This is a genomic window from Streptomyces sp. NPDC093260 (assembly GCF_040683715.1).
GTDB classification, from domain to species: Bacteria; Actinomycetota; Actinomycetes; order Streptomycetales; family Streptomycetaceae; genus Streptomyces; species Streptomyces sennicomposti.
The window spans coordinates 191,144-211,080 of record NZ_JBFBEK010000010.1; the positions used below are offsets into that span (position 1 = coordinate 191,144).

Genomic DNA, 19,937 nt, shown 5'->3' on the forward strand with positions numbered 1-19,937 from the left:
AGGGGCTCCGGCCGGGACGGCGCCGTACTACCCTTGCCCCAGTTGGCCCGGGCAGGTCGCCCGGGGATGGTGCTGGGGGTGTGGTGTGGTCACTGGCAAGGTGGTCCGGTTCGACAGCGCGCGGGGTTACGGGTTCATCGCGCCCGATCACGGTGGGGAGGACGTCTTCCTCCATGTGAACGACATGCTGATCCCGGAGTCCTACGTCCGCTCCGGGGTCGTGGTGGAGTTCGAGATCGAGGAGGGGGACCGCGGTCCGAAGGCGTCGTCGGTGCGGCTCGCCACGAAGGCCGACGGCAGCCCGGTGACGCCCCCGGCGACCGCTTCCGCCGTCGCGGCCACGCGGGCCGCGGGCGACGACGGAATGTGCGATGTGCTCCGCCACGACGAGTTCGTCGCGGAGGTGACGGAGATCCTGCTGTCCTCCGCGCCCACACTGACGGGCAGTCAGGTCCTCCAAGTGCGGTCCGCGCTGCTGGAGTTCGCGACGAAGCGCGGCTGGATCGAGGGCTGACGGAGACGGAAGCCCCGCTCCGTGACGGCTCCGGACCACTTCTCGTCCTGGCTTCGGGACCACTCACCGGGAGCCGGCGTACCGGCTCACCCGGTCCGGTCCCGGCCCCGCCGACCGGGGGCGGGACGGGTGGGTGCGGCCGAGCGGGACCGGCCGGACCCGTAGGCCCGGAGTCCGCCGGGCGGACCGGTCAGGCCTGGACGGCCGGAACCGCCGGGCGGCCCTCGCGCGCCGCCCGGCCGGCCGGCGCCCCGGTGAACTCCGGCAGCACCTGGAAGACGCCCGCCAGACCCGTCCGGCGCAGGATCCGCCGGAACGACGCGCTGTCGCTCACCAGACGCAGCCGGCCGCCACGCGCCGTGACCCGGTTGCGCACCCGGCACAGCAGGCCCAGCCCGGCGCAGTCGATGAACGGCACGGCGCGCAGGTCGAGCACCAGGTCGGGGCGGGGGCCCGCGCTCAGCGCGTCCAGGCGACCGCCGAGGCACAGCCGGGTGGCGAAGCCGACGTCGCCGCTCAGCGTCACGACGGTCGCCCCGCCGACCGTGTGCTCGATATGACCGGTCAGGGGCCGGGTCTGGCTCGTGGACATACCGCAAGGAAAGCCCGGCGGGCGGGGCGGGTGGTAGGGCCGTTCGGCCCCGGCCGGACCGTACTCCCGGGCCCGAGGGCCCGGGACCGGCCGCCGTCCGGCCCGAGCGGAACCTCCGGTCAGCGGACAAGATGGAACCGAGGACAAGAGGGGACCGAGGGGCCCCACGCCCCCTCGGGCGGCCCGCCCCGGCCGCGTGCCGTCCGGCCCCCGGCATCCGCCCGAGAAGAGCCCGAGAAGAGAGGGTGAGGACCGGCATGAAAGCCTATGTCTTCCACGGCCCCGGGCAGTCCGCCTGGGAGGACGTGCCCGACCCGGACATCAAGGACCCGACCGACGCCGTCGTGCGGGTGGACACCGTCACCGTCTGCGGCACCGACCTGCACATCCTCAAGGGCGACGTGCCCGAGGTGCGCCCCGGCACCGTACTGGGCCACGAGGCCGTCGGCGAGGTCGTCGAGGTCGGCGCCGACGTGCGCACCGTACGGCCCGGGGACCGCGTCCTGGTCTCGTGCGTCACCGCCTGCGGCCGGTGCCGCTACTGCCGCGAGGCCGTGTACGGCCAGTGTCTCGGCGGCGGGGGCTGGATCCTCGGCCATCTGATCGACGGCACCCAGGCGGAGTACGTCCGCGTGCCCTTCGCCGACCTGTCCGTGCACGCGCTGCCCGCCGCGGTCCCCAGCGAGGACGCGGTCCTGCTGGCCGACATCTTCCCCACCGCCTACGAGGTGGGCGTACTCAACGGGCGGGTACGGCCCGGGGACACCGTGGCCGTGGTCGGGGCCGGCCCCATCGGTCTCGCCGTGATCGCCACCGCCCATCTGTTCGCCCCCGAGCGGATCATCGCCGTGGACGTGGCCCCGGCCCGGCTGGAGGCCGCCCGCGCGCTCGGCGCCGAGGCGGTGGCCGACGCCCGCGAGGCCCCCGAGCAACTGGTCGCGGACCTCACCGGCGGGCTCGGCGCGGACGTGGTGGTGGAGGCGGTGGGCCTCCCGGAGACCTTCGAGATGTGCACCCGCATGGTGCGCCCCGGCGGCCACGTGGCCAACGTGGGCGTGCACGGCAGACCCGCGACGCTGCACCTCGAAGACCTGTGGATCAAGGACGTGACCATCACCACCGGCCTGGTCGACACCCACTCCACACCCACCCTGCTGAAGATGGCCGCCGCCGGACGGCTGCCCACCTCGCAGCTGATCACGCACACCTTCCCGCTGGAGCGCATGCAGGAGGCGTACGACGTCTTCGGGCACGCCGCCGAGACGGGCGCGCTCAAGGTCGTCCTTGGCGGACCGCAGCGCGAGGTGGTCCCCGTCGCCATGACCTGACCCGAACGGAGCGACCCGGAGTCCGCCCGGGGCGGCACCGCCGGCGAGGGCGTCCACCTCGGCGCCATGGGCGGCACCCTGGACCTCGGCCAGTGCGGACCGACCGGCCTGGAGGCCAGGGACGGCGCGCCCCGGTTCGACCCGGACACGCCGGACGGCCACGCCACCCCGGACGGCCACGCCACCCCGGACGGGTACGGGCTCCCCGGGACCGCGGCGAGCCCGTACCCGTCCGACGGTCTACGGCTCCTGCCGGCGGTCGGGCGCACCGGCGACCCGTTCCGCGCCGCGCGAACCCTTGGATTCCTCCAGGGACTTGAGCACCTCGACGCCGTACAGGTCCTCGAGCCAGGTCGACTGGTAGATGGTGTCCAGGTAGCGTTCGCCGAGGTCGGGGGCGATGGCCACCGCGGTCAGATCGCGTGCGTCGTGCTCGGCGAGCCACTTCATGGCGCCGCTGACCACGGTTCCGGTGGAGCCGCCGAACAGGAAGCCGCGCCGGGCCAGCCGGTGACAGGCGCGGATGGTGTCCGCCTCCTCCACCCGGATGACCTCGTCGACGTAGGACTCGTCGAGCAGCGGCGGACGCATGCTCATCCCGAGCCCGGGGATCATCCGGCGGCCCGGTTCGCCGCCGAATGCCACCGAGCCGACGGTGTCCACCGCCACGATCCGCACCGGCCGGTGCCACTCTCGGAACCAGCGGGCGCACCCCATCAGGGTGCCGGTGGTGCCCGCTCCCACGAACAGCACGTCGAGCCGCGGGAACTGCTCGGCTATCTCCGGTGCGGTCTTGCGGTAGTGCGCGCCCCAGTTGCCCGGGTTGGTGTACTGACTGAGCCACACGTACCGGTCGTCGGAGGCGCACAGCGCGCGCACGTAGTCGATGCGGGCGCCGAGGAAGCCGCCGTTGGCGTCCAGGTCGGCGATGATCTGGACCTCGCTGCCGAGCGCTTCCATGAGCAGTCTGGTGGACAGGTTGCAGCGGGAGTCCGTGACGCACAGGAACCGGTAGCCCTTGCTGGCCGCGATCATGCTGAGCGCGACGCCGAGGTTGCCGGAGGAGGACTCGACCAGGATCGAGTCCTCCGTGAGCAGTCCGTCGCGTTCGGCGGCCTCCACCATCTCGATCGCGGCCTTCAGCTTGATCGAGCCCGCGAAGTTGAAGCCCTCGCACTTCAGGAAGAGCGAGCGCCCGAATATCGGCCGCAGATCGACATAGAGCTGGCCTTCGTTGAAGGCGTGGGGGGCGGAGATGACGGGCACGCTGGCCTCCTGACGCGCTCGGGCCGAGATAGCGGATGATCAGCCGGAAGGAGGATCAGCCGTACCGCCGCAGTTCGTGGAAGAAGTCGTCGATGACGCGCAGTTCTCCGGCCCGGGCCACCTCGTCGTGGACGTAACTGCCGACGGCGAGGTCGAGCACGCCGAGGCCGAAAGGGGAGAAGATCACGGTCCGGTCGGCCGGCGCCTGCACCCGGCCCGACAGGACGTCGTCGAGGGTGCCGTCCAGGAAGTCCCGGCCGCCGGTGAGCTGTTCGGCGAGGTGCGGCGACGTGTTCGCCTTCAGGCAGTGCTCGACGTCGTCGACGAAGTTGGCCGAGGCGAGCAGCACCTCGGGCGCGAGGTCGCGCAGCGACACGTGCAGGACCAGCGGACGGTGGTCGAACCAGCCCGGGTCGGTGACGTGCGGTTCGCCCGCGACGGTCGCGAAGACCACCAGATCGCTGGAGCGGATCAGCTCCTCAGGACTGTCGTGGACGGTGACGTCCGTGCGCCGCCCGGCCGAGTCCGACTGCCGGAGGTAGCCGCTGAAGCCGGCCGCGCTGTCGGCGGACAGGTCGTACACCCCGGTCCGGTCGAAGTCCCAGCCGGTGGCGGCGAGATACGTGTGGATGTAGCGGGCGATCAGGCCGGTGCCGAAGAACCCGACCCGGGTGGGGCGGGTCCGGCCGCGACTGAGCCGGTCCGCGGCCAGCGCCGCCGACGCCGCCGTCCGGGAGGCGCTGATGATGGAGCTCTCCAGGCAGGCGAACGGGTAGCCGGTCTCGTGGTCGTTGAGGATCAGCACCGCTGAGGCTCGCGGCAGCCCGGCCGCCACGTTCTCCGGGAAGCTGGAGATCCACTTCAGGCCGTCCACGCCCACCGGGCCGCCGACCGACGCCGGCAGCGCGATGATCCGGGAGGTGGGCCGGTCCGGGAAGCGCAGGAAGTACGACGGCGGGTTCACCGTCTCGCCCGCGCCGTGCAGCCGGTAGGTGGCCTCGACCAGGTCCACGATCTCCTTCTCGCGGCCCTCGAGCGCCCGGTTCACCTGGGCGCCGGGGATCACCGCGAAGGACGGCACCCGGTGCGGGTGGCCGGCGGGGGCGGCGCCGGCGGCGGGGGAGGTCACGGAGGTCATCGCCGGCTCCCCTCCGGGCTCGGGCGGCCACCGGCCGGGTGCCAGGGCTCGGCCATGGCGACCAGCACCTCGCGCTTCCCGGTGAAGGCCTCTCGGCTGTGCGCGGTGCGGATGTTGTCGACGAGCATGAGGTCTCCGTCCTGCCAGGGCTCACGCCGGGTGTGGTCCTCGTAGGTGGCGTTGAGGGTGCGCACGACGTCCTCGTCGATCGGGCCGCCGTCGCCGTAGCGGGTGTTGAACGGCAGCCCGTCCGGGCCGTACTCGTCCACCAGGTACTCGCGCACCTCCGGCGCCAGCGTCCACTCGTTGAGGAACGCGATCTGGTTGAACCAGCAGCGGCGGCCGGTGACCGGGTGCCGCACCACCGCGCTGCGGCGCTGCCGGGTGCGCAGCGACCCGTCCGGCTGCCACTCGAAGTCGATGGCGTGAGCGCGGCAGTAGTTCTCCACCGTCTCACGGTCCTCGGTGCCGAACGACTCGGACAGCGAGGCCCCGATCTCGTCGTTGTAACTGCGGGTGAGCAGCCAGCCCTCGCGCTCGAAGCGCTCGGACAGGGCGGTGGGCAGCGCGCGCAGCACCTCCTCCGCGTCCGCCACCGCGGTCGCCCCGCCCTGCGCGGGCGCGGTGAGGCACGCGAACAGCATCAGACCCGGCACCCGCTGCACGTAGCTCAGCTCGTGGTGCATGCACATCGGCTGGTTGTCCGGCCAGGTGGTGGAGGAGTACAGGCCCGCGCCGTAGGAGGTCCGCGGCGCGAACGCCTCCCGCTCCGCCATGAGTTCACCGGTCAGCGCGGTGAAGACGGCCCGCACCTGGTCCGGCTCGCGCAGCCCGAGGCCGCGCACCAGCAGCGCGCCGTGCTCGGCGACCTGCGCCCGGACCGCCTCGCGGTACTGCGCCGCCCAGCCGGTCACATCGAGCGGCTGCTCCACACGCAGGACCGGCGGCCGGTCCGGGTGCAGCTCCACCTCCAGCAGGGACGCCGGGGACGAGAACGACATGTGCGTTTCCTTTCGTTCGCAGGGTGGCCCGCAACGCCCTAGGAGGACGCCAGCAGCTCGGCCGCGCCCAGTAGTACGGCCCGGGCCGCCTCGGCCGGCTGGGTGCGCGGGAAGTAGTGGCCGCCGTCGGTCAGTTCGCGCAGCTCCACCCGCTCGGCCAGGAGCCGCCACTGGCGGTGGGCGTCCAGGTAGCCGTCGGTGTGCGGGTCGTCGGCGGCGACGACCACGGTGACCGGCGCGGCCAGCCGCTCGGCCGGCGGCCGTTCCAGCGCGTCGGCGAAGTAGCGGTGCGCGGCCAGGCAGTCGTGCCGGTAGGCGGCCCCGATGTGCTCGGCGTGCGCCGCGTTCAGCTCGCCCAGCTCGGTGTACCCGCTGTCCGCGCCGAGCCGCGCGGCGATCTCCGCGTTGCTCAGCCGAGTCAACTCCTCGACCGCCGCTCGCCGTTGTCCGGCGGTGCCGAGGAGTTGGGCGCCGACGAACACCCGGACCACCTCCACCCCGCTCCCGTGCAGCCGCCGGGCCGTCGCCACGGCGGGTGCTGCGCCGGAGGAGTGACCCCAGAGCATCACCCGGCGCAGACCGCGCCCGGCGATCTCGGCGACGACGTCCTCCACCACCCGCTCCAGCGGCGCGAACGGCTCCTCGGCCGCCGCCAGGTCGTGGCCGGGCAGATCGACGGCGTACACCGCCAGCCCGCTGCCGGCCAGGGCGCTCGCCATCGGCCGGAAGTTGACCGCGTTGCCGCCCGCGTACGGGAAGCACACCAGCGCGCAGTCCCGCGCGCCCCTGCCCCCGGACAGCGGTTGCAGCAGTTCCGTGCGCCGCCCGGACCCGCCGTCCAGCAGCGCGGCCAGATCGGCGAGCACGGGATGGCGGGTGATGTCCTTGAGGGACACCGCGCGGTTCAGGGCGATGGTGAGCTTCACCGCCGTCAGCGAGGTGCCGCCCCGGTCGAAGAAGTGGTCCCGGCGGCCGATCCGGTGCCGGGGCACGCTCAGCACCTCCGCCCAGGCGTCGGCCAGCCGGCGTTCGGTCGCGGTGCGCGGCGCGTCCTCGTGCGCTTCCCCGGCGGCCCCGCCGGTCCCCTCCGCCTCGGCGTCCGCCCGCGCCGTCCGCTCGGCCGCCGCGGTCAGCGCCTTTCGGTCGATCTTGCCGTTGGCGGTCAGCGGCAGACTTTCCTGCCAGTGGAACGCCGTCGGCACCATGTAGGCGGGCAGCGGCGCGCCCAGCGCCCGCCGCAACTCCTCGTCGGTCAGCCGGCGGCCGCTGTAGTAGGCGATCAAGTGCGTCCCGCCGCCGCCGAGTTCCGCCACGACGACCGCACCGTCGCGGACTCCGCCGACGCGCAGCAGCGTGTTCTCGATCTCGCCGATCTCGATCCGGAACCCGCGGATCTTGACCTGGCTGTCCCGGCGGCCGAGGAACTCCAGCTTGCCGTCCGGATGCCAGCGCCCCCAGTCGCCGCCCAGATACAGGCGCTCACCCGGCCGGTACGGGTCCCGCCGGTAGGCCTCCCGGGTGCGCTCGGGATCGTTGACGTAGCCGCGCCCCACGCACACCCCGGAGAACGCGATCAGCCCGGGTGCACCGAGCGGCACCAGCGACAGCTGCTCGTCCACGACCAGGACCCGGACGTTGTTGACGGGGCGGCCCAGCAGTACGCGGTCCGGGACCGCCTCCATGACCTCGTGGTTGGTGTCGTCCGAGGTCTCGGTCAGCCCGTAGGCGTTCACCAGCCGGATGCCGGGCTCGATGGCGAACCACCGCTGCACCAGTTCCCGCTTGAGCGCCTCGCCGGTCACCGACACACACGCCAGATCGGGCAGTTCGCGCGGGTGCCGCTCCAGGTACGACACCACCACCTCGAGATAGGAGGGCACGAGCTGCGCCACGCCGACCCGGCCGCGCGTCACCGTGTCGACGAACCGCTCCACGTCCACGACGGCTTCCTGCTCCACCAGCAGGGTGCGGCCGCCCACCAGCAGCGCGGCCAGCAGTTGCCAGAGCGAGATGTCGAAGCACTGCGGCGCCGTCTGCGCCACCACCGTCCCCGGCCCGATCAACAGGTCGTCGATCTTGGCGAACAGATGGTTGAGCATGCCCGCGTGCTCGCACATCGCACCCTTCGGCTCACCCGTGGAGCCGGAGGTGAAGTAGATGTACGCCAGTTGCTCCGGCGTCACCTCCACCCCGAGGTCGCACGCGTCGTGCCCCTCCGCGTACGCGTCCCGCACCAGCAGCTTCTCGACGCCCGCGGGCAGCGCGGCGAGGGCCTGGTCCAGGGTGCCCGTACTGCCGGACTCGGTCAGCACGAGCCGGCATCCGGAGCGGGACAGCGTCGCCCGGATCCGGCCGGCCGGGAAGTGCGGCTCGATCGGCAGATAGACGGCGCCGGCCTTGAACACCGCCAGCACGGCGGCCGGCCAGTCGAGATCCCGTTCGGTGACCACCGCCACCACGTCCTCGCGGCCCACTCCGCGGGCCAGCAGCGCCCGCGCCAGCCGGTTCGCCCGCGCGTTCAGCTCCGCGTACGTCCAGGACTGCCCGCCGTGCACCACGGCCACCGCGTCGGGGTGTGCGCGCACCTGCCGCTCGAACAGCTCGTGCGCCCGGGCCTTCGGCAACTCCCGGTGCGGACCGGCCAATTCGTCGAGCTGCGCGCGGACCTCGTCGGTGGACAGCAGGCTCTGCCGGGTGTGTTCGGCGTCCGCGTCGGCCGCCATCAGCCGCAGCGCGGTCAGATGGTAGCCGCCGATCCGGGCCGCCGCCCCCGCGTCCAGCGCGTCCGTGCGGTACCGCAGCCGCAGCGCCGTCCGCCCGTCCGGGTCGCTCCATCCCACGCGCAGCACCACGTCCTCGGGCAGCGCGGCCCCGGCGTCCGCGGGGGCCGCGGGAACGTCCGGGTCGAACACCGTCTCGTACGACGGTCCGCTCAGACCCAGCTCCCGGCGCAGCTCGCCGACCGGGTAGTCCCGGTGCGTCAGCAGGTCCGCCTCGACCCGCCGGGCGCTGCGCACCAGCCCGCGCCAGGTCGGCGGCGCCAGCGTCAGCCGGCAGGGCAGCGGGGCGCCGTCGCCCCCGGTGTGCCCGGTCACCACGTCCTGCTCGCCGCTGAGTGCGGCCAGCACCTTGGCGTGGGCGGCCAGCAGCACCGCGCTCACCGGCACCCCCAGCTCGACGGCCAGGGCGCGCACGGCCCGGGCCACCTCGTCCGGCACCGGCTCCCCGTGCTCGGCGACCCCCGGCACGGGCCGCCGCGTCCACCGCGGTACGGCGGTGAACCCGCCGGCGGTGAGCACGTCCGTCCAGAAGTCCCTGTCCGCTGCCACGAGCGCTCCCATCGAATGACCCTTCCTCAGTTCGCAGACGGTGCGGCCGGGTTGCCCTCCCAGGCCGCGTCGGCGGGGACTTCCTCGCCCTTCATCAGGAAGGAGTCGGGCGCCAGCACGGCGCCGTCGCCCATCGTCACCCCGTAGTGCACGTGTGAGCCGACGCCGAGGGTCACACCCGCGCCGAGTGTGGTGTGGTCGGACTTGAAGGTGCCGTCCTCCTGGGAGTGGCACTGGATCTTGCTGCCGGCGTTCAGCGTGCAGTCGTCCCCGATGGCCGTCAGCGTCCGCTCGGTGATGTAGCAGCCGTCGTCGAAGACCCGGCGGCCGACCCGCACCCCCAGCAGCCGCCACACCAGCGCCTTGAACGGCGTCCCGTTGAACACCTCGAGATACCGGTCCGGCACCTTCCACAGCCGCTCGTGCCACCAGAAGTACGGGTCGTAGATGGAGCACAGGCGGGGGCGCAGCCGGCCGAAGGAGGCGAGGGAGCGCTCCACCAGGACGTGGAAGAGCGTGGTGAGGACCAGGGTGAGGGCCAGATACCCGGCGATCACCACGTGTCCCAGCGTGCCGTACAGATCGACGGAGGTGAGCGCGAGCGCGGTGAGGACGACGGTGTGCAGCCAGCGCAGGACCAGGTGCAGCGCCATCGAGCGGAGGTTGTAGCGGTTCTTCGCGGCGAGGTTGCGGCGCAGTTCGTCGCCGGTGCGCAGATGGTCGAAGCGGGTGTCGCGCTCCACCGTGCGGGGGATCTCGAAGCAGGGCGAGCCGAGCAGTCCGACGCCCTCGCGCATCTCGCCGTCGAGGGGGACCATCACCTTGGTCGCCAGCAGGCAGTTGTCACCTGTCCTCGCTCCCGCCGGGTAGGCGATGTTGTTGCCGAGGAAGTTGTGTGCGCCGATCGCCGCCCGGCTCACCCGGAACGAGGTGCTGGAGAACTCCGCGTTCATCACGGACAGTCCGTCGGCGACCATGGTGCCGCTGCCGACGGAGACCAGGAACGGCGTCTCGTGCTGCACCTCGGTCCCGAAGTTCGAGCCCGTCTGCTCGACCCGGTTCAGGTCGTACCCGAGGCCGCGCAGGTAGGGGACGATGTAGGAGCTGTCGCCGAACAGCCACGGGAAGAAGTGGACGTTGGTCAGACCGGCCATGGCGCGGTGCGCGGCGTAGTGGAAGCCGTAGAGCGGATAGACCCGGTCGGGTCTCACCGCGAGGCGCAGCAGGCGCGGCACGGTGTACAGGACGGCGAGGCCGAGGACGAGGGCGCCGAAGAAGAGCGCGGTGGCCACGACGAGGGTGTCGGTGACGAACTCGGCGGCCGTGGTGACCCGTGTCCCGGCGTCCAGCCGCTTGCTGAGCGCCGGGACCTCCGCGAACAGCATGTACATGCCGCCGATCACCAACGGCAGGTAGAGGAAGAAGAGTTGCACCAGGCTGGTGATGCCGAAGACGGCCCTGCGCAGCGTGCCGCAGCGGGCCGGCGGGACCCGTACGTGGTCCACTCGGGTGGGCTCGGCCGGCGAGCCGTGCCACCGTTCCCCGGCCGGGATCCCCTGTCCCCGGTACAGAGCGGAGGCGTGGCCGAGCTGGGCGCCGTCGCCCATCGCGGTGTCGATGTCCAGCACCGTCTTCTCGCCGACGAACACGTCCCGGCCGAGCGTGATCCGGCCGGTCTGGATGCGGCCGGCGTGCGCCCGGTAGCCGAGGAGGAAGGCGTCCTTGCGGATCACCGTGCCGGAGCCGATGGACACCAGGTCCGTGCAGACCGGCACGGTGCGGGTGAGGATCGTGACGTTCTTCCCGATCCGCGCGCCGAGGGCCCGCAGGTACAGCACGTACAGCGGATTCCCCACGAACAGGACCATGGGATTGGCGTGCAGCAGCGTCTTGACGATCCAGAAGCGCAGATAGGCCGCCCCCCAGATCGGGAACTCCGCCGGTTTCCAGCGCCCGACGAGAATCCATTTCGCGGCCACCGGAAGCGCGCACACGGCGAGGAATCCCGTACCGCCGCACAGGAACGACCGCTCATACACGGCGAGGAGGCCGGAACCCGCGGCGACCCATTCGTAGGCCCATGCGGTGGACATTCCGAGGACGAGGGAATAGCAGAGGAAGATCAGCGCCTGCGCGGTTCCGCACAGCGCGTGGCGCACGGCGCCCGGCGGAGCGGGGACGGCCGGCGCCGGTCCCGGGGCCGGGACCGCCGGGGCCGGGGCGCCGGCGGGCGGGGGAGGAGCCGCGGTGTCGCCGTCCACGGCCGTCGGGGTGAGGGCGGCGGCCAGGTCGCGCAGGGTCGGGTTCCGGTAGACGTCCTTGATCGACACCGACGGCAGCCCGGGGTGTTTGCGCACCCGGGCGCAGAACTGGGCCATCAGCAGGGAGTTCGCGCCGAGATCGGTGAAGAAGTGGCTTTCACGCGGAACATGTTCCGCGTGCATGACGTCCGCGAGTATTCCGGCGAGTTCTCGTTCGGTGTCCGCCGGCGCCGGAGCGGTGGACGTGCTCCGGGCCACCGCGGTTCCGCTCGGCCCGGGCATCAATATGTCGGCAGACTTCTCCACCATGCGAGCTCCCTGAGGAAAGGTCGAAAACCGTCGGCCAGCGGTGGCCGGTCCCCGAGACCGAGCGTTTTCGCCTGATCACGAAACCTTTTCGACTGATCACGAAACCATGGATCAGTTTTGTGCGGTCCCAGCTGCCCTGCCACTCGGGTACGCCCGTATGGAGGGCGGGTGCAGGTGGCGCGGCACACGACACGCCGGTGACGTCACCCGACAGACGTCCGGATGCGGCCGAGTAGCCGCAACCGGTCCGGGCGCGCACACTGAGCAGTGCGCGGGGCCGCCGGCGGGCTGTGACGCGGGCGGTCCCGGAGCCGGGCCGTCCCGGCTCGTACGCCGCACCGTTCGTCGAGGGGGCCGATATGGCCGTAGAAATCCAGCCTCTGATCAAACCCTCCCGACTCAGGCGTCGGGGAGGTCTGTGGGGCGAATGCCTGGCGGAGTTCCTGGGGACCTTCGTCCTCATCGCCTTCGGGTGCGGCTCGGTGGCCATGGCGGTCGCCGCGCTGCCCGGCTCGGGCCGGACCGAGGGGCCCACCACCTTCTTCCTGGGCGCCGGCGACTGGCTGCTGATCGCCTGGGGCTGGGCGTTCGCCGTGGTCTTCGGCGTGTACGTGGCCGGCGGCGTCAGCGGCGCACACCTCAACCCGGCGGTGACGCTGGCGTTCGCGGCGCGCCGTGGGTTCCCGTGGGTGAAGGTGCTGCCGTACTGGGCCTCACAGGTGGTGGGCGCGTTCGCCGGCGCGGCGCTGGTCTACGCCGTCTACCACGACGCCATCAACACCTTCGACCAGGCCATGAAGGGGCCGAAGACGAACGGGCACACCGTGGCCTCGTTCTCCATCTTCGCCACCTTCCCGGCGCCCTACTTCCACGGCGGCAACTGGGGTCCGCTGATCGACCAGATCGTCGGCACCGCTCTGCTGGTGATGCTGATCGTGGCCATCGTCGACCTGCGCAACACCGCCGTGAAGGCCAACCTGGGGCCGCTGGTCATCGGCTTCGCCGTGGCCGCCATCGGCATCTCCTACGGCGCGAACGCCGGGTACGCCATCAACCCGGCCCGCGACTTCGGCCCTCGGCTCCTCACCTACGCCGTCGGCTGGGGGAAGTTGGCGCTGCCGGGCAGCGAGGCGGGGGCGTTCAGCGACTACTGGTGGATCCCGATCGTGGGTCCGCTCGTGGGCGGTCTGGTCGGGGTCCTGGTCTACGACCTGTTCATCGGCGACGTCCTGCACATCCGGGCCCAGCAGAACGAACTCGCCGAACCCGGCCGCGCCCGCCCCCTGGACGAGGAGTGACCGACGCACCGGACGAGAGGTGACCGATGCCCCCGACGCCCCCGACGGCCCTGACGGACCGCCGGGGGCGTTCCCGGCCGGGCGGCCGGGGGCGTCGTCACGGCCTCAGCCGTGGTACGTGATGTAGCCGTTGCCGTCGCGGTCGTCGCGGGACTTGGTGTACGAGTGGACGTCCGCGCGGGCGCCCGAAGGGGCGTACAGGTAGATGGTGTCCTTGTCGTTGTTCCAGATGAAGTTGCAGTTCTGGCGGTAGACGACGTTCTTCGCGTCGGAGTCCGTGCCCTTGCCGCCGCGCAGGTTCACGTAGTCGCCGCGCTCCAGGTAGTGGTTGGAGCGGAACGTGAAGCGGTTGCCGGCCGCGTCCTTGACGACGTAGCCCTTGAGGTTGACGGTCGAGCGCGAGTAGTTCTTGACCGTCAGGTACTCGTTCTTGGCGTTGCCCTTGGTGCAGCTGTTGGAGTCGCGTCCGGGCGCGTCGTACTGGACGCCCTTGATCTTCAGCGCGGACGAGTACTCGGTGGCCTGGGCCGGTGCCGCGGCGACGACGGCGACCGTGCCCGCCGTGGCGGCGATGGCCAGGGCGGAGCGTATGCGCATGGAGGTTCCCCCCTCGATGGTGCGGATGAGCCGCGAGGATCATACTCAATGCGTGACGGCAAGGTGTCGGAAAAGTGCGGAACATGTGAAGAGCGTGATCGGCGCCCGGCCGGGCCCGGGCACCGATCGTGAGTGGCCGGCCGCCGACCGGCCCGAGACCAGTTGGGGGTGACCGCGCCTCAGCCCGTCGTGAGGACCATGCGGAAGCGGGCCGCGCCGGAGAGCATCTTGCGGTACGCCTCGTCGGCCTCGGCCAGCGGTACCACCTCGGTCATCGGCCGGATGCCGTGCAGGGCGCTGAACTCCATGGTGTCCTGGACGTCCTGCGCGGTGCCGGAGGGATGTCCGCGGACCTCCCTGGCACCGGTGATCAGCTGGAGCGGGCTGATCCCCAGCGGCTCGGGCGTCACCCCGATGACCACCAGCTCGCCGCGGTGCGTCAGCCCGTCCACGGTCGCCGAGACCGCCGCCGCGTTGCCGACCGTGGCCAGCACCACCTTGGCCCCGCCGAGGGCCTGGAGCGCCTCGGCGACGGGGGTGCCCGCCGTGCTGTCGACATAGTGGTGGGCGCCCAACCGCGCCGCGAAGTCGGCCTTGTCGGCGCCCCGCGCGATCGCCACCGTCTCGAAGCCCATCGCCGCCGCGTACTGCACGCCCAGGTGTCCCAGTCCGCCGAGGCCGAGCACCGCGACCAGGTCGCCCGGCTGCGCGGCGCTGCGGCGCAGCCCGTCGAACACGGTCACACCCGCGCACGCCATCGGTCCCGCGTCGCTCGCCTCCAGGGTGTCGGGGATGCGGGCCAGGGCGTCGACCGGTGCGACGGTGCGCTCGGCGAACCCGCCGTCGTAGGACCAGCCGGGGACCTTGAGGTTCTCGCACACGATGAAGTCGCCCTGCCGGCACGCGGTGCAGTGGTGGCAGCTGCCGCCGAACCAGCCCACCGCCACCCGGTCGCCCGCCTGCCAGCCGTACTCCGCCGCACCCGGGCCGAGCGCCTCGATCCGCCCGGCGATCTCATGCCCGGGGACCAGCGGGAACCGTACGCCGGGCATCGCCCCGTCCACGAACAGGGCGTCGCTGTGACAGATCCCGCACGCCTCCACGGCGATGCGCACCTGACCGGGGCCGGGCTCGGGGACCTCACGCTCGACGAGCTCGAACGGCCCGCCGGCGACGGCCACCTGCGCGACGGTGTAGGCACTCATCCAGACCTCCGCGAACAGCGACGACATGGGGCCCCCGACTCCAGCACACCAGCTAGCCCCCGATCCCGCGCGCCGAACGAGCCGGGCGGGCCGCGGCCGGCCGGATGCGCACCCGCCGGACCAGGTCCTCGGCGGCCCGGGGCCACTGGGGGTGGTCGAAGGAGAAACCCGCCTCCAGCAGGCGGCCGGGCACCACGCGTCGGCTCTTGAGCAGCAGTTCGGTGTCCGACCGCAGCAGGAAGGCCCCGATCTCCGCCATCCACCCGGTCGCGAGCAGGCCGACCGGGGTCCCCCAGGCCGCCCGCAGCGCCCGCATCAGCGAGCGCTGCGGCAGCGGCCCCGGCGCGGCCAGGTTCACCGGTCCGGCGATGTCCTCCCGGTCGATCAGGAAGCGCACCGCGCGCACGAAGTCGCGGTCGTGGATCCAGGAAACGTACTGCCCGCCGCCCGCGACCGGACCGCCCAGGCCGAGCCGGGTGAGCCGCAGCAGCACGTCGAAGACGCCGCCCCGGTCCGGGCTCATCACCATGGCCGAGCGCAGGGCCACCTTGCGGGTGTGCGGGGTACGGGCCCGCTCCTGCTCGCGCTCCCACGCCTTGGCGATGTCGACGCTGAAGGCCCAGTAGTCCGGGACGTCCGGTTCCGCGCCGCCGATCAGGCCGTCGCGCTCGTCGTTGGGCGCGTCGAACCGATGGGCGTAGACCGTGGCCGTGCTCATCTGGAGCCACACCCGCGGCGGCCGGGCCGCGGCCGCGATCGCCTCGCCGACCGCCCGGGCGGACTCGACCCGCGAGTCCATCATCTCCCGCAGGTTGGCGGGCGTGTACCGGCAGCTGACGCTGCGCCCGGCCAGGTTCACCACCGCGTCGCAGCCGTCGATCGCCGCGGTCCACGGCCCGGCCGTCCGCCCGTCCCAGCGCACCTGCCCCGGGTGCTTCGGCCGCCGGGTCAGCACCACGACCTCGTGTCCCGCGGCGGTCAGCGCGCGCTCCAGGACCGTCCCCACCTGCCCGGTGCCGCCGGGCAGCACGATCTTCATCGCCCTCGTCCCCCTCCGTCGGAGGAGACGACTGTAACCCCGGAACTGAACGCGTTCAAAAATGGATTCGGCGAACCGCCGACGACGCGTCTCACGCACAGGTGAGGGGTCGCGGCCCGCTATGTTCGCTGCGGACAACGGAACGTTCGGAGTCGCCATGCAGAAGACCGAAGTACTGGCCGGGGAGCCGGGGGCCACTCCGGCGGACCCGTCCCGCTCCCCGGCCGGCGAGGCCGCCGCGCACGGCTGGCCCCGGTTCTGGCCGGCCGTCCTGCTCGGCGCGGCCGTCCTGCCCGGCGCGGTCGTCTTCGTCGTCGGCCGGTGGAGCGACGGACAGGCCTTCCAGGCCTGGCGGACGGTCTGCCTCGCCGTCACCGTGCAGGCGCTGCCCTTCCTGTTGCTCGGCACCGCGCTGTCCGGCGCGATCAACGCCTTCGTGCCGGCCGGTGTGTTCAGCCGGCTGCTGCCGAGGCGGGCCGTGCTCGCCGTCCCGGTCGCGGGGATCGCCGGGGTGGTCCTGCCGGGCTGCGAGTGCGCCTCGGTGCCCGTCGCGAACAGCCTGATCAGCCGGGGTGTGACCCCGGCCGCCGCGTTCGCGTTCCTGCTGTCGGCGCCCGCGGTCAACCCGGTCGTGCTGACCGCCACGGCCATCGCCTTCCCCGGCAACCCCGCCATGGTGTGGGCCCGGTTGCTCGCCTCGCTGGTCACCGCCGCCGCCATGGGCTGGCTCTGGCTCCTGCTCGGCCGCGAGAAGTGGCTGCGGCCGGCCGTGCGGCACACCGGGCACCGGCCGGGACACAGCCGCTGGACGGAGTTCCGGCAGGGTTTCCAGCACGACTTCCTGCACGCGGGCGGTTTCCTGGTCCTCGGCGCGATGGCCGCCGCCACCTTCAACGTGACGGTCCCGCACACCGTGCTCGACGCCTTCTCCGGTTCTCCCTGGCTCTCCGTGCTGTTCCTGGCCGCCCTCGCCGTCCTGCTCGCGGTCTGCTCGGAGGCCGACGCGTTCGTCGCCGCGTCCCTCACCGCATTCTCACCCCTGGCGCGGCTGACGTTCATGGTGGTCGGGCCGATGGTGGACCTCAAACTGATCGCCCTTCAGGCGGGCACCTTCGGCCGGGCCTTCGCCGCCCGCTTCTCCGCCGCGACCGCCCTCGTCGCGATCCTGTGCAGCACGATCGTCGGAGGCGTCCTGCTGTGAAACGTCCCCTCCAGGTGACCCTGCTCGTGCTCAGCGGCCTCGGCCTGCTGCACGCCTCCCTCTTCACCGACCTCTTCCTGCGCTACGTCAAGGAGGGCATGCGGCCGCTGCTCGTCGCCTCCGGCGTGCTGCTGCTCCTGCTGGGCGTGGCCGAGGCGTGGTCCGTCCCCGCCAGGGCCCACCGCGCCGAGCAACCGGAACACGGCCACGAGGGCGACGCGAAGGACCAGGGCCACGGCGGCCACGGTCACGACCACTCCACCGTCCCCCGCGTCGCCTGGCTGCTGTTCCTCCCCGCGCTGAGCCTGCTCTTCCACGCCCCGCCCGCCCTCGGCGCGTACACCGCCTCCCGTGAGGCCCCCAGGGCCGTCACGTCCGGGCAGCGGCACTTCGACCCGCTGCCCGCGGCCTCGCCGCTGCCGATGACCCTCACCGACTTCACCCGCCGGGTGCAGCAGGACCCCTCGGGAGCCGTCAGGGGGCGCACGGTCCTGCTGACCGGCTTCGTCACGCCGGACGAGGGCGGCCGGGACGCCTGGTACCTGACCCGGATCATCCTGTCCTGCTGCGCCGCCGACGCCCAGTCGGTGAAGGTCCGGATCCACGGCACGCCGGCGCCGCCCGCCGACACCTGGGTGTCGGTCACCGGCGCCTGGCACCCCGGCGGCACGCTCGGCACCGCCTCCGCGCCCGCCGGTCTGGACGCGCGTGACGTACGGCGGGTCGAGCGGCCGGTCAACGGCTACACCGACGACCTGCCGCTGGTTCCGGCCCGCTGACGGCGGAGGGTTGGCCCCGCCCGCCGGGCCCGGCCGGCGCCCGGACCCCAGGACCGCCGGTCAGGCGCCCGGTATCGGCCGTACGGTGAGGATCTGCTCGGCCCGCCCGACCGGACCGCGCACGTCGTGCAGGACCGTGCTGGTCAGGCCCTGGCCGCTCGGCCCGAAGACGACCGTGGTGTCCAGACCCGTCCACCCGCCCTCCGGCCGCCGGTGCAGATGGACGGTCAGGTCGACATTGGGGAACATCCACTCCGTCGGCGACTCGCGCACGGCGATGCCGTTGGCGGTGTCGACCAGGGCGAGGTACGAGGCGTACGGGCCGCTGGTCTCCCCGGCCACCAGGGCGAGCGGCGTGGACACCCAGGCGGCGGTACGGCCCGGCCGTGGCGCGGCGACGGGGCGCACGTCCAGGGACGCGATGTAGCCGCCGGGCCACAGCTCGGCCATCGGCCACGGTTCGAGCCGCTCGGGCGGGGTGAGCCGGTCGGCGGCGCCCCCGGCGACGGCGCTCGTGTCCTGCCCGGCCAGCAGCCAGGCGCGGGCCCGCACCACCGGGCGGTCCGCGACGGTCACCACCGCCTCCAGGAGCTCGATCGTGCGGCCGGGACGGACCGTCTCCAGCCGGATCTCGCACTCCTCCAGAGCGAGGCGGCCCAGGATGTCGTAGCTGATCCGGGACAGGACCAGGCCGCCGGCCGGGCGGGCGGCCAGGTGCCGCTCGATGACGTGCGCGACGAGGCCGCCGAGCGGGCTGAAGTGCAGCTCGTTCTCGTCCCAGGCGCCGCTCGCGTGGGCGGTGGGCTTGAAGCGGTGCTCGTCGATGCGCACGTAATAGCTGTCGGGGACCTCACTGCCGGTGTTCAACGGGTCTGTCTCCTCGGGATCTTCCGGCGCCGCCGGATCGTTGGACGCTCCACAGACTAGGAGCGGGCAACGCCACGACACGGGGGAGGGACCCGGTGCAGCTGCGCAACGTCACGCCGGACGACGTCGACGCCTACGTACGGATGCGGTGCGATCCGGTGATGACGGCCGGGCTCGGCGGGCCGCTGCCGGCCGAGGGCATGGCCGACAAGGTGCGCCGGGACGCCGCCGCGGCGGCCGAGGACACCGCCTGGATCAAGATGATCGTGCCCGACGACGCGGGCCCCGGGGAGGTCGCCGGGACGGTGTGCCTGTGGTCCCACGACGACGGCGGCGCGCCCGTGTCGGAGATCGGCTGGATGGTCCTGCCCGAGTACCAGGGCCGGGGCCTCGGCAGACGGGCGACCCGGCTGCTGCTCGAACGGGCGTGCGACGAGGAGCGCTGGGGCACGGCCCACGCGTTCCCGGCCACGGACAACGCCCCCTCGAACGGCATCTGCCGCTCCCTCGGCTTCCGGCTGCTCGGCGAGTGCGACGTACCGTTCGCCGACCGGGTGCTGCGCGCCAACCACTGGGCGATCGACCCGGGCGCCGACCTGCCGCCGCGCTGAGGCGTGGAACGGCTGTTCGGGGTCCGGGGCGGTCCGGCGTGCAGAGGGGCGTCGGCACCGGTCCGCGTCTGGGTGTGCGGAAGGCAGGGGAGGGCGGGTCAGCCCGCCAGGACCTCGGCCCACCTGTGCGTGCCGCCGGGGCCGGTGCGGACGCCGCAGCGGGCCGACAGCGCGGTCACGATGCCGAGGCCGCGGCCGTGCTCGTCCGGGTCCGGCGCGGCGGCCGGGCCGGGCGGCGCGGCGGGTCCCAGGTCGCTCACCTCGACGTGCACGGCCCCGCGCCCGTCCACCGGCACCTGCCAGAGCAGCAGCGTCGCGGGCGGGCGGGCGTGCACCAGCGCGTTGGTGACCAGCTCCGAGACCACGAGCAGCACATCGTCCGCGGCCCCGGTCGGAAGGTTCCAGTCGCCCAGCACCGCGCGTACGCGACGGCGTACGGTCGGCACTGCTCCGGGCGTGGGCGGCAGCGGGAAAGCGTGCCGGGCGTGGGCGGCTCGGCCGGCTTCCCCGCGGGGCGCGGCGTCGAGCTGCGCTGCGGTCATGTGGCCTCCTTCTCCGAACGGCGCTGCCGACCGGAGGTCGGGCGCGACTAGGAACGCTAG

The 19,937-nt window shown here is 72.9% G+C and carries 17 protein-coding genes; 6 read left to right on the forward strand and 11 right to left on the reverse strand.

Annotated features, from left to right (window positions below; all coding sequences use genetic code 11):
• The first annotated feature begins 85 nt into the window (after positions 1 to 85).
• Complete coding sequence (locus AB0N63_RS15530; protein ID WP_365529189.1) at positions 86 to 514, forward strand: cold shock domain-containing protein; 429 nt, start codon at positions 86 to 88, stop codon at positions 512 to 514.
• A gap of 190 nt (positions 515 to 704) precedes the next feature.
• On the opposite strand, the gene AB0N63_RS15535 is transcribed toward AB0N63_RS15530, so the two are convergent.
• A complete protein-coding gene (locus tag AB0N63_RS15535) occupies positions 705 to 1,106 on the reverse strand; it encodes an STAS domain-containing protein (RefSeq protein WP_365529192.1) in 402 nt (133 codons plus the stop codon).
• A gap of 257 nt (positions 1,107 to 1,363) precedes the next feature.
• On the opposite strand from AB0N63_RS15535, the gene AB0N63_RS15540 reads away from it, so the two are divergent.
• Entirely contained in the window at positions 1,364 to 2,434 is a 1,071-nt protein-coding gene (locus AB0N63_RS15540) for a zinc-dependent alcohol dehydrogenase family protein (RefSeq protein ID WP_365529193.1), read from the forward strand.
• 240 nt (positions 2,435 to 2,674) lie between these two features.
• On the opposite strand, the gene sbnA is transcribed toward AB0N63_RS15540, so the two are convergent.
• The 5 genes from sbnA to AB0N63_RS15565 are packed head-to-tail and all read right to left on the reverse strand — an operon-like array spanning position 2,675 to position 11,738.
• Positions 2,675 to 3,700, reverse strand: a complete 1,026-nt coding sequence (gene sbnA, locus AB0N63_RS15545) for a 2,3-diaminopropionate biosynthesis protein SbnA (protein WP_365529196.1) — start codon at positions 3,698 to 3,700, stop codon at positions 2,675 to 2,677.
• A gap of 55 nt (positions 3,701 to 3,755) precedes the next feature.
• Positions 3,756 to 4,838: a 2,3-diaminopropionate biosynthesis protein SbnB gene (sbnB, locus tag AB0N63_RS15550; RefSeq protein ID WP_365529199.1), complete on the reverse strand. Its 1,083-nt coding sequence runs from the start codon at positions 4,836 to 4,838 to the stop codon at positions 3,756 to 3,758.
• On the reverse strand, positions 4,835 to 5,839 hold the full coding sequence (locus AB0N63_RS15555) for a TauD/TfdA family dioxygenase (protein ID WP_365529202.1): 1,005 nt from the start codon (positions 5,837 to 5,839) through the stop codon (positions 4,835 to 4,837). The genes sbnB and AB0N63_RS15555 overlap by 4 nt, the downstream gene beginning before the upstream one ends.
• 38 nt (positions 5,840 to 5,877) lie before the next feature.
• On the reverse strand, positions 5,878 to 9,180 hold the full coding sequence (locus AB0N63_RS15560; protein WP_365529205.1) for an amino acid adenylation domain-containing protein: 3,303 nt from the start codon (positions 9,178 to 9,180) through the stop codon (positions 5,878 to 5,880).
• Positions 9,181 to 9,194: 14 nt separating this feature from the next.
• The gene (locus tag AB0N63_RS15565; RefSeq protein WP_365529208.1) at positions 9,195 to 11,738 is read right to left on the reverse strand and encodes a Pls/PosA family non-ribosomal peptide synthetase; all 2,544 of its coding nucleotides are present in this window, start codon (positions 11,736 to 11,738) and stop codon (positions 9,195 to 9,197) included.
• A 359-nt stretch (positions 11,739 to 12,097) separates the two neighbouring features.
• Between AB0N63_RS15565 and AB0N63_RS15570 the strand changes: the two genes are divergently transcribed.
• The gene (locus AB0N63_RS15570) at positions 12,098 to 13,036 is read left to right on the forward strand and encodes an MIP/aquaporin family protein (protein ID WP_365529211.1); all 939 of its coding nucleotides are present in this window, start codon (positions 12,098 to 12,100) and stop codon (positions 13,034 to 13,036) included.
• 105 nt (positions 13,037 to 13,141) lie between these two features.
• Here the strand turns inward: AB0N63_RS15570 and AB0N63_RS15575 are convergent, their stop codons facing one another.
• The 3 genes from AB0N63_RS15575 to AB0N63_RS15585 all read right to left on the reverse strand — a co-directional run bounded on the left by AB0N63_RS15575 (position 13,142) and on the right by AB0N63_RS15585 (position 15,877).
• The gene (locus tag AB0N63_RS15575; RefSeq protein ID WP_365529213.1) at positions 13,142 to 13,633 is read right to left on the reverse strand and encodes a lamin tail domain-containing protein; all 492 of its coding nucleotides are present in this window, start codon (positions 13,631 to 13,633) and stop codon (positions 13,142 to 13,144) included.
• A gap of 179 nt (positions 13,634 to 13,812) precedes the next feature.
• Positions 13,813 to 14,838, reverse strand: coding sequence for an alcohol dehydrogenase (locus AB0N63_RS15580; RefSeq protein ID WP_365529216.1), 1,026 nt, complete (start codon positions 14,836 to 14,838; stop codon positions 13,813 to 13,815).
• A 52-nt stretch (positions 14,839 to 14,890) separates the two neighbouring features.
• Positions 14,891 to 15,877: a TIGR01777 family oxidoreductase gene (locus AB0N63_RS15585; protein ID WP_365529219.1), complete on the reverse strand. Its 987-nt coding sequence runs from the start codon at positions 15,875 to 15,877 to the stop codon at positions 14,891 to 14,893.
• 157 nt (positions 15,878 to 16,034) lie between these two features.
• Here AB0N63_RS15585 and AB0N63_RS15590 point away from each other — a divergent pair, with 157 nt between their 5' ends.
• Together AB0N63_RS15590 and AB0N63_RS15595 are read left to right on the forward strand one after the other, a co-directional pair.
• On the forward strand, positions 16,035 to 17,078 hold the full coding sequence (locus tag AB0N63_RS15590) for a permease (RefSeq protein ID WP_365529222.1): 1,044 nt from the start codon (positions 16,035 to 16,037) through the stop codon (positions 17,076 to 17,078).
• Entirely contained in the window at positions 17,075 to 17,857 is a 783-nt protein-coding gene (locus AB0N63_RS15595; RefSeq protein WP_365529225.1) for a TIGR03943 family protein, read from the forward strand. Before AB0N63_RS15590 ends, AB0N63_RS15595 begins: the two co-directional genes overlap by 4 nt.
• 60 nt (positions 17,858 to 17,917) lie before the next feature.
• Here AB0N63_RS15595 and AB0N63_RS15600 read toward each other — a convergent pair whose 3' ends face one another.
• Complete coding sequence (locus tag AB0N63_RS15600) at positions 17,918 to 18,724, reverse strand: thioesterase family protein (RefSeq protein WP_365529228.1); 807 nt, start codon at positions 18,722 to 18,724, stop codon at positions 17,918 to 17,920.
• A 95-nt stretch (positions 18,725 to 18,819) separates the two neighbouring features.
• On the opposite strand from AB0N63_RS15600, the gene AB0N63_RS15605 reads away from it, so the two are divergent.
• Positions 18,820 to 19,335 (forward strand): GNAT family N-acetyltransferase, encoded by a 516-nt coding sequence (locus AB0N63_RS15605; protein ID WP_365529231.1) that lies wholly within the window; start codon positions 18,820 to 18,822, stop codon positions 19,333 to 19,335.
• A gap of 98 nt (positions 19,336 to 19,433) precedes the next feature.
• Here the strand turns inward: AB0N63_RS15605 and AB0N63_RS15610 are convergent, their stop codons facing one another.
• Complete coding sequence (locus AB0N63_RS15610) at positions 19,434 to 19,877, reverse strand: ATP-binding protein (protein WP_365529234.1); 444 nt, start codon at positions 19,875 to 19,877, stop codon at positions 19,434 to 19,436.
• Between the last annotated feature and the right edge of the window lie 60 nt (positions 19,878 to 19,937).

Bases quoted from the DNA above. Each gene is read 5' to 3' on its own strand.
- AB0N63_RS15535 (WP_365529192.1), bottom strand. From the start codon at position 1,106: ATGTCCACGAGCCAGACCCGGCCCCTGACCGGTCATATCGAGCACACG.
- AB0N63_RS15540 (WP_365529193.1), top strand. From the start codon at position 1,364: ATGAAAGCCTATGTCTTCCACGGCCCCGGGCAGTCCGCCTGGGAGGAC.
- sbnB (WP_365529199.1), bottom strand. From the start codon at position 4,838: ATGACCTCCGTGACCTCCCCCGCCGCCGGCGCCGCCCCCGCCGGCCAC.
- AB0N63_RS15555 (WP_365529202.1), bottom strand. From the start codon at position 5,839: ATGTCGTTCTCGTCCCCGGCGTCCCTGCTGGAGGTGGAGCTGCACCCG.
- AB0N63_RS15560 (WP_365529205.1), bottom strand. From the start codon at position 9,180: ATGGGAGCGCTCGTGGCAGCGGACAGGGACTTCTGGACGGACGTGCTC.
- AB0N63_RS15565 (WP_365529208.1), bottom strand. From the start codon at position 11,738: ATGGTGGAGAAGTCTGCCGACATATTGATGCCCGGGCCGAGCGGAACC.
- AB0N63_RS15570 (WP_365529211.1), top strand. From the start codon at position 12,098: ATGGCCGTAGAAATCCAGCCTCTGATCAAACCCTCCCGACTCAGGCGT.
- AB0N63_RS15575 (WP_365529213.1), bottom strand. From the start codon at position 13,633: ATGCGCATACGCTCCGCCCTGGCCATCGCCGCCACGGCGGGCACGGTC.
- AB0N63_RS15580 (WP_365529216.1), bottom strand. From the start codon at position 14,838: ATGAGTGCCTACACCGTCGCGCAGGTGGCCGTCGCCGGCGGGCCGTTC.
- AB0N63_RS15585 (WP_365529219.1), bottom strand. From the start codon at position 15,877: ATGAAGATCGTGCTGCCCGGCGGCACCGGGCAGGTGGGGACGGTCCTG.
- AB0N63_RS15590 (WP_365529222.1), top strand. From the start codon at position 16,035: ATGCAGAAGACCGAAGTACTGGCCGGGGAGCCGGGGGCCACTCCGGCG.
- AB0N63_RS15610 (WP_365529234.1), bottom strand. From the start codon at position 19,877: ATGACCGCAGCGCAGCTCGACGCCGCGCCCCGCGGGGAAGCCGGCCGA.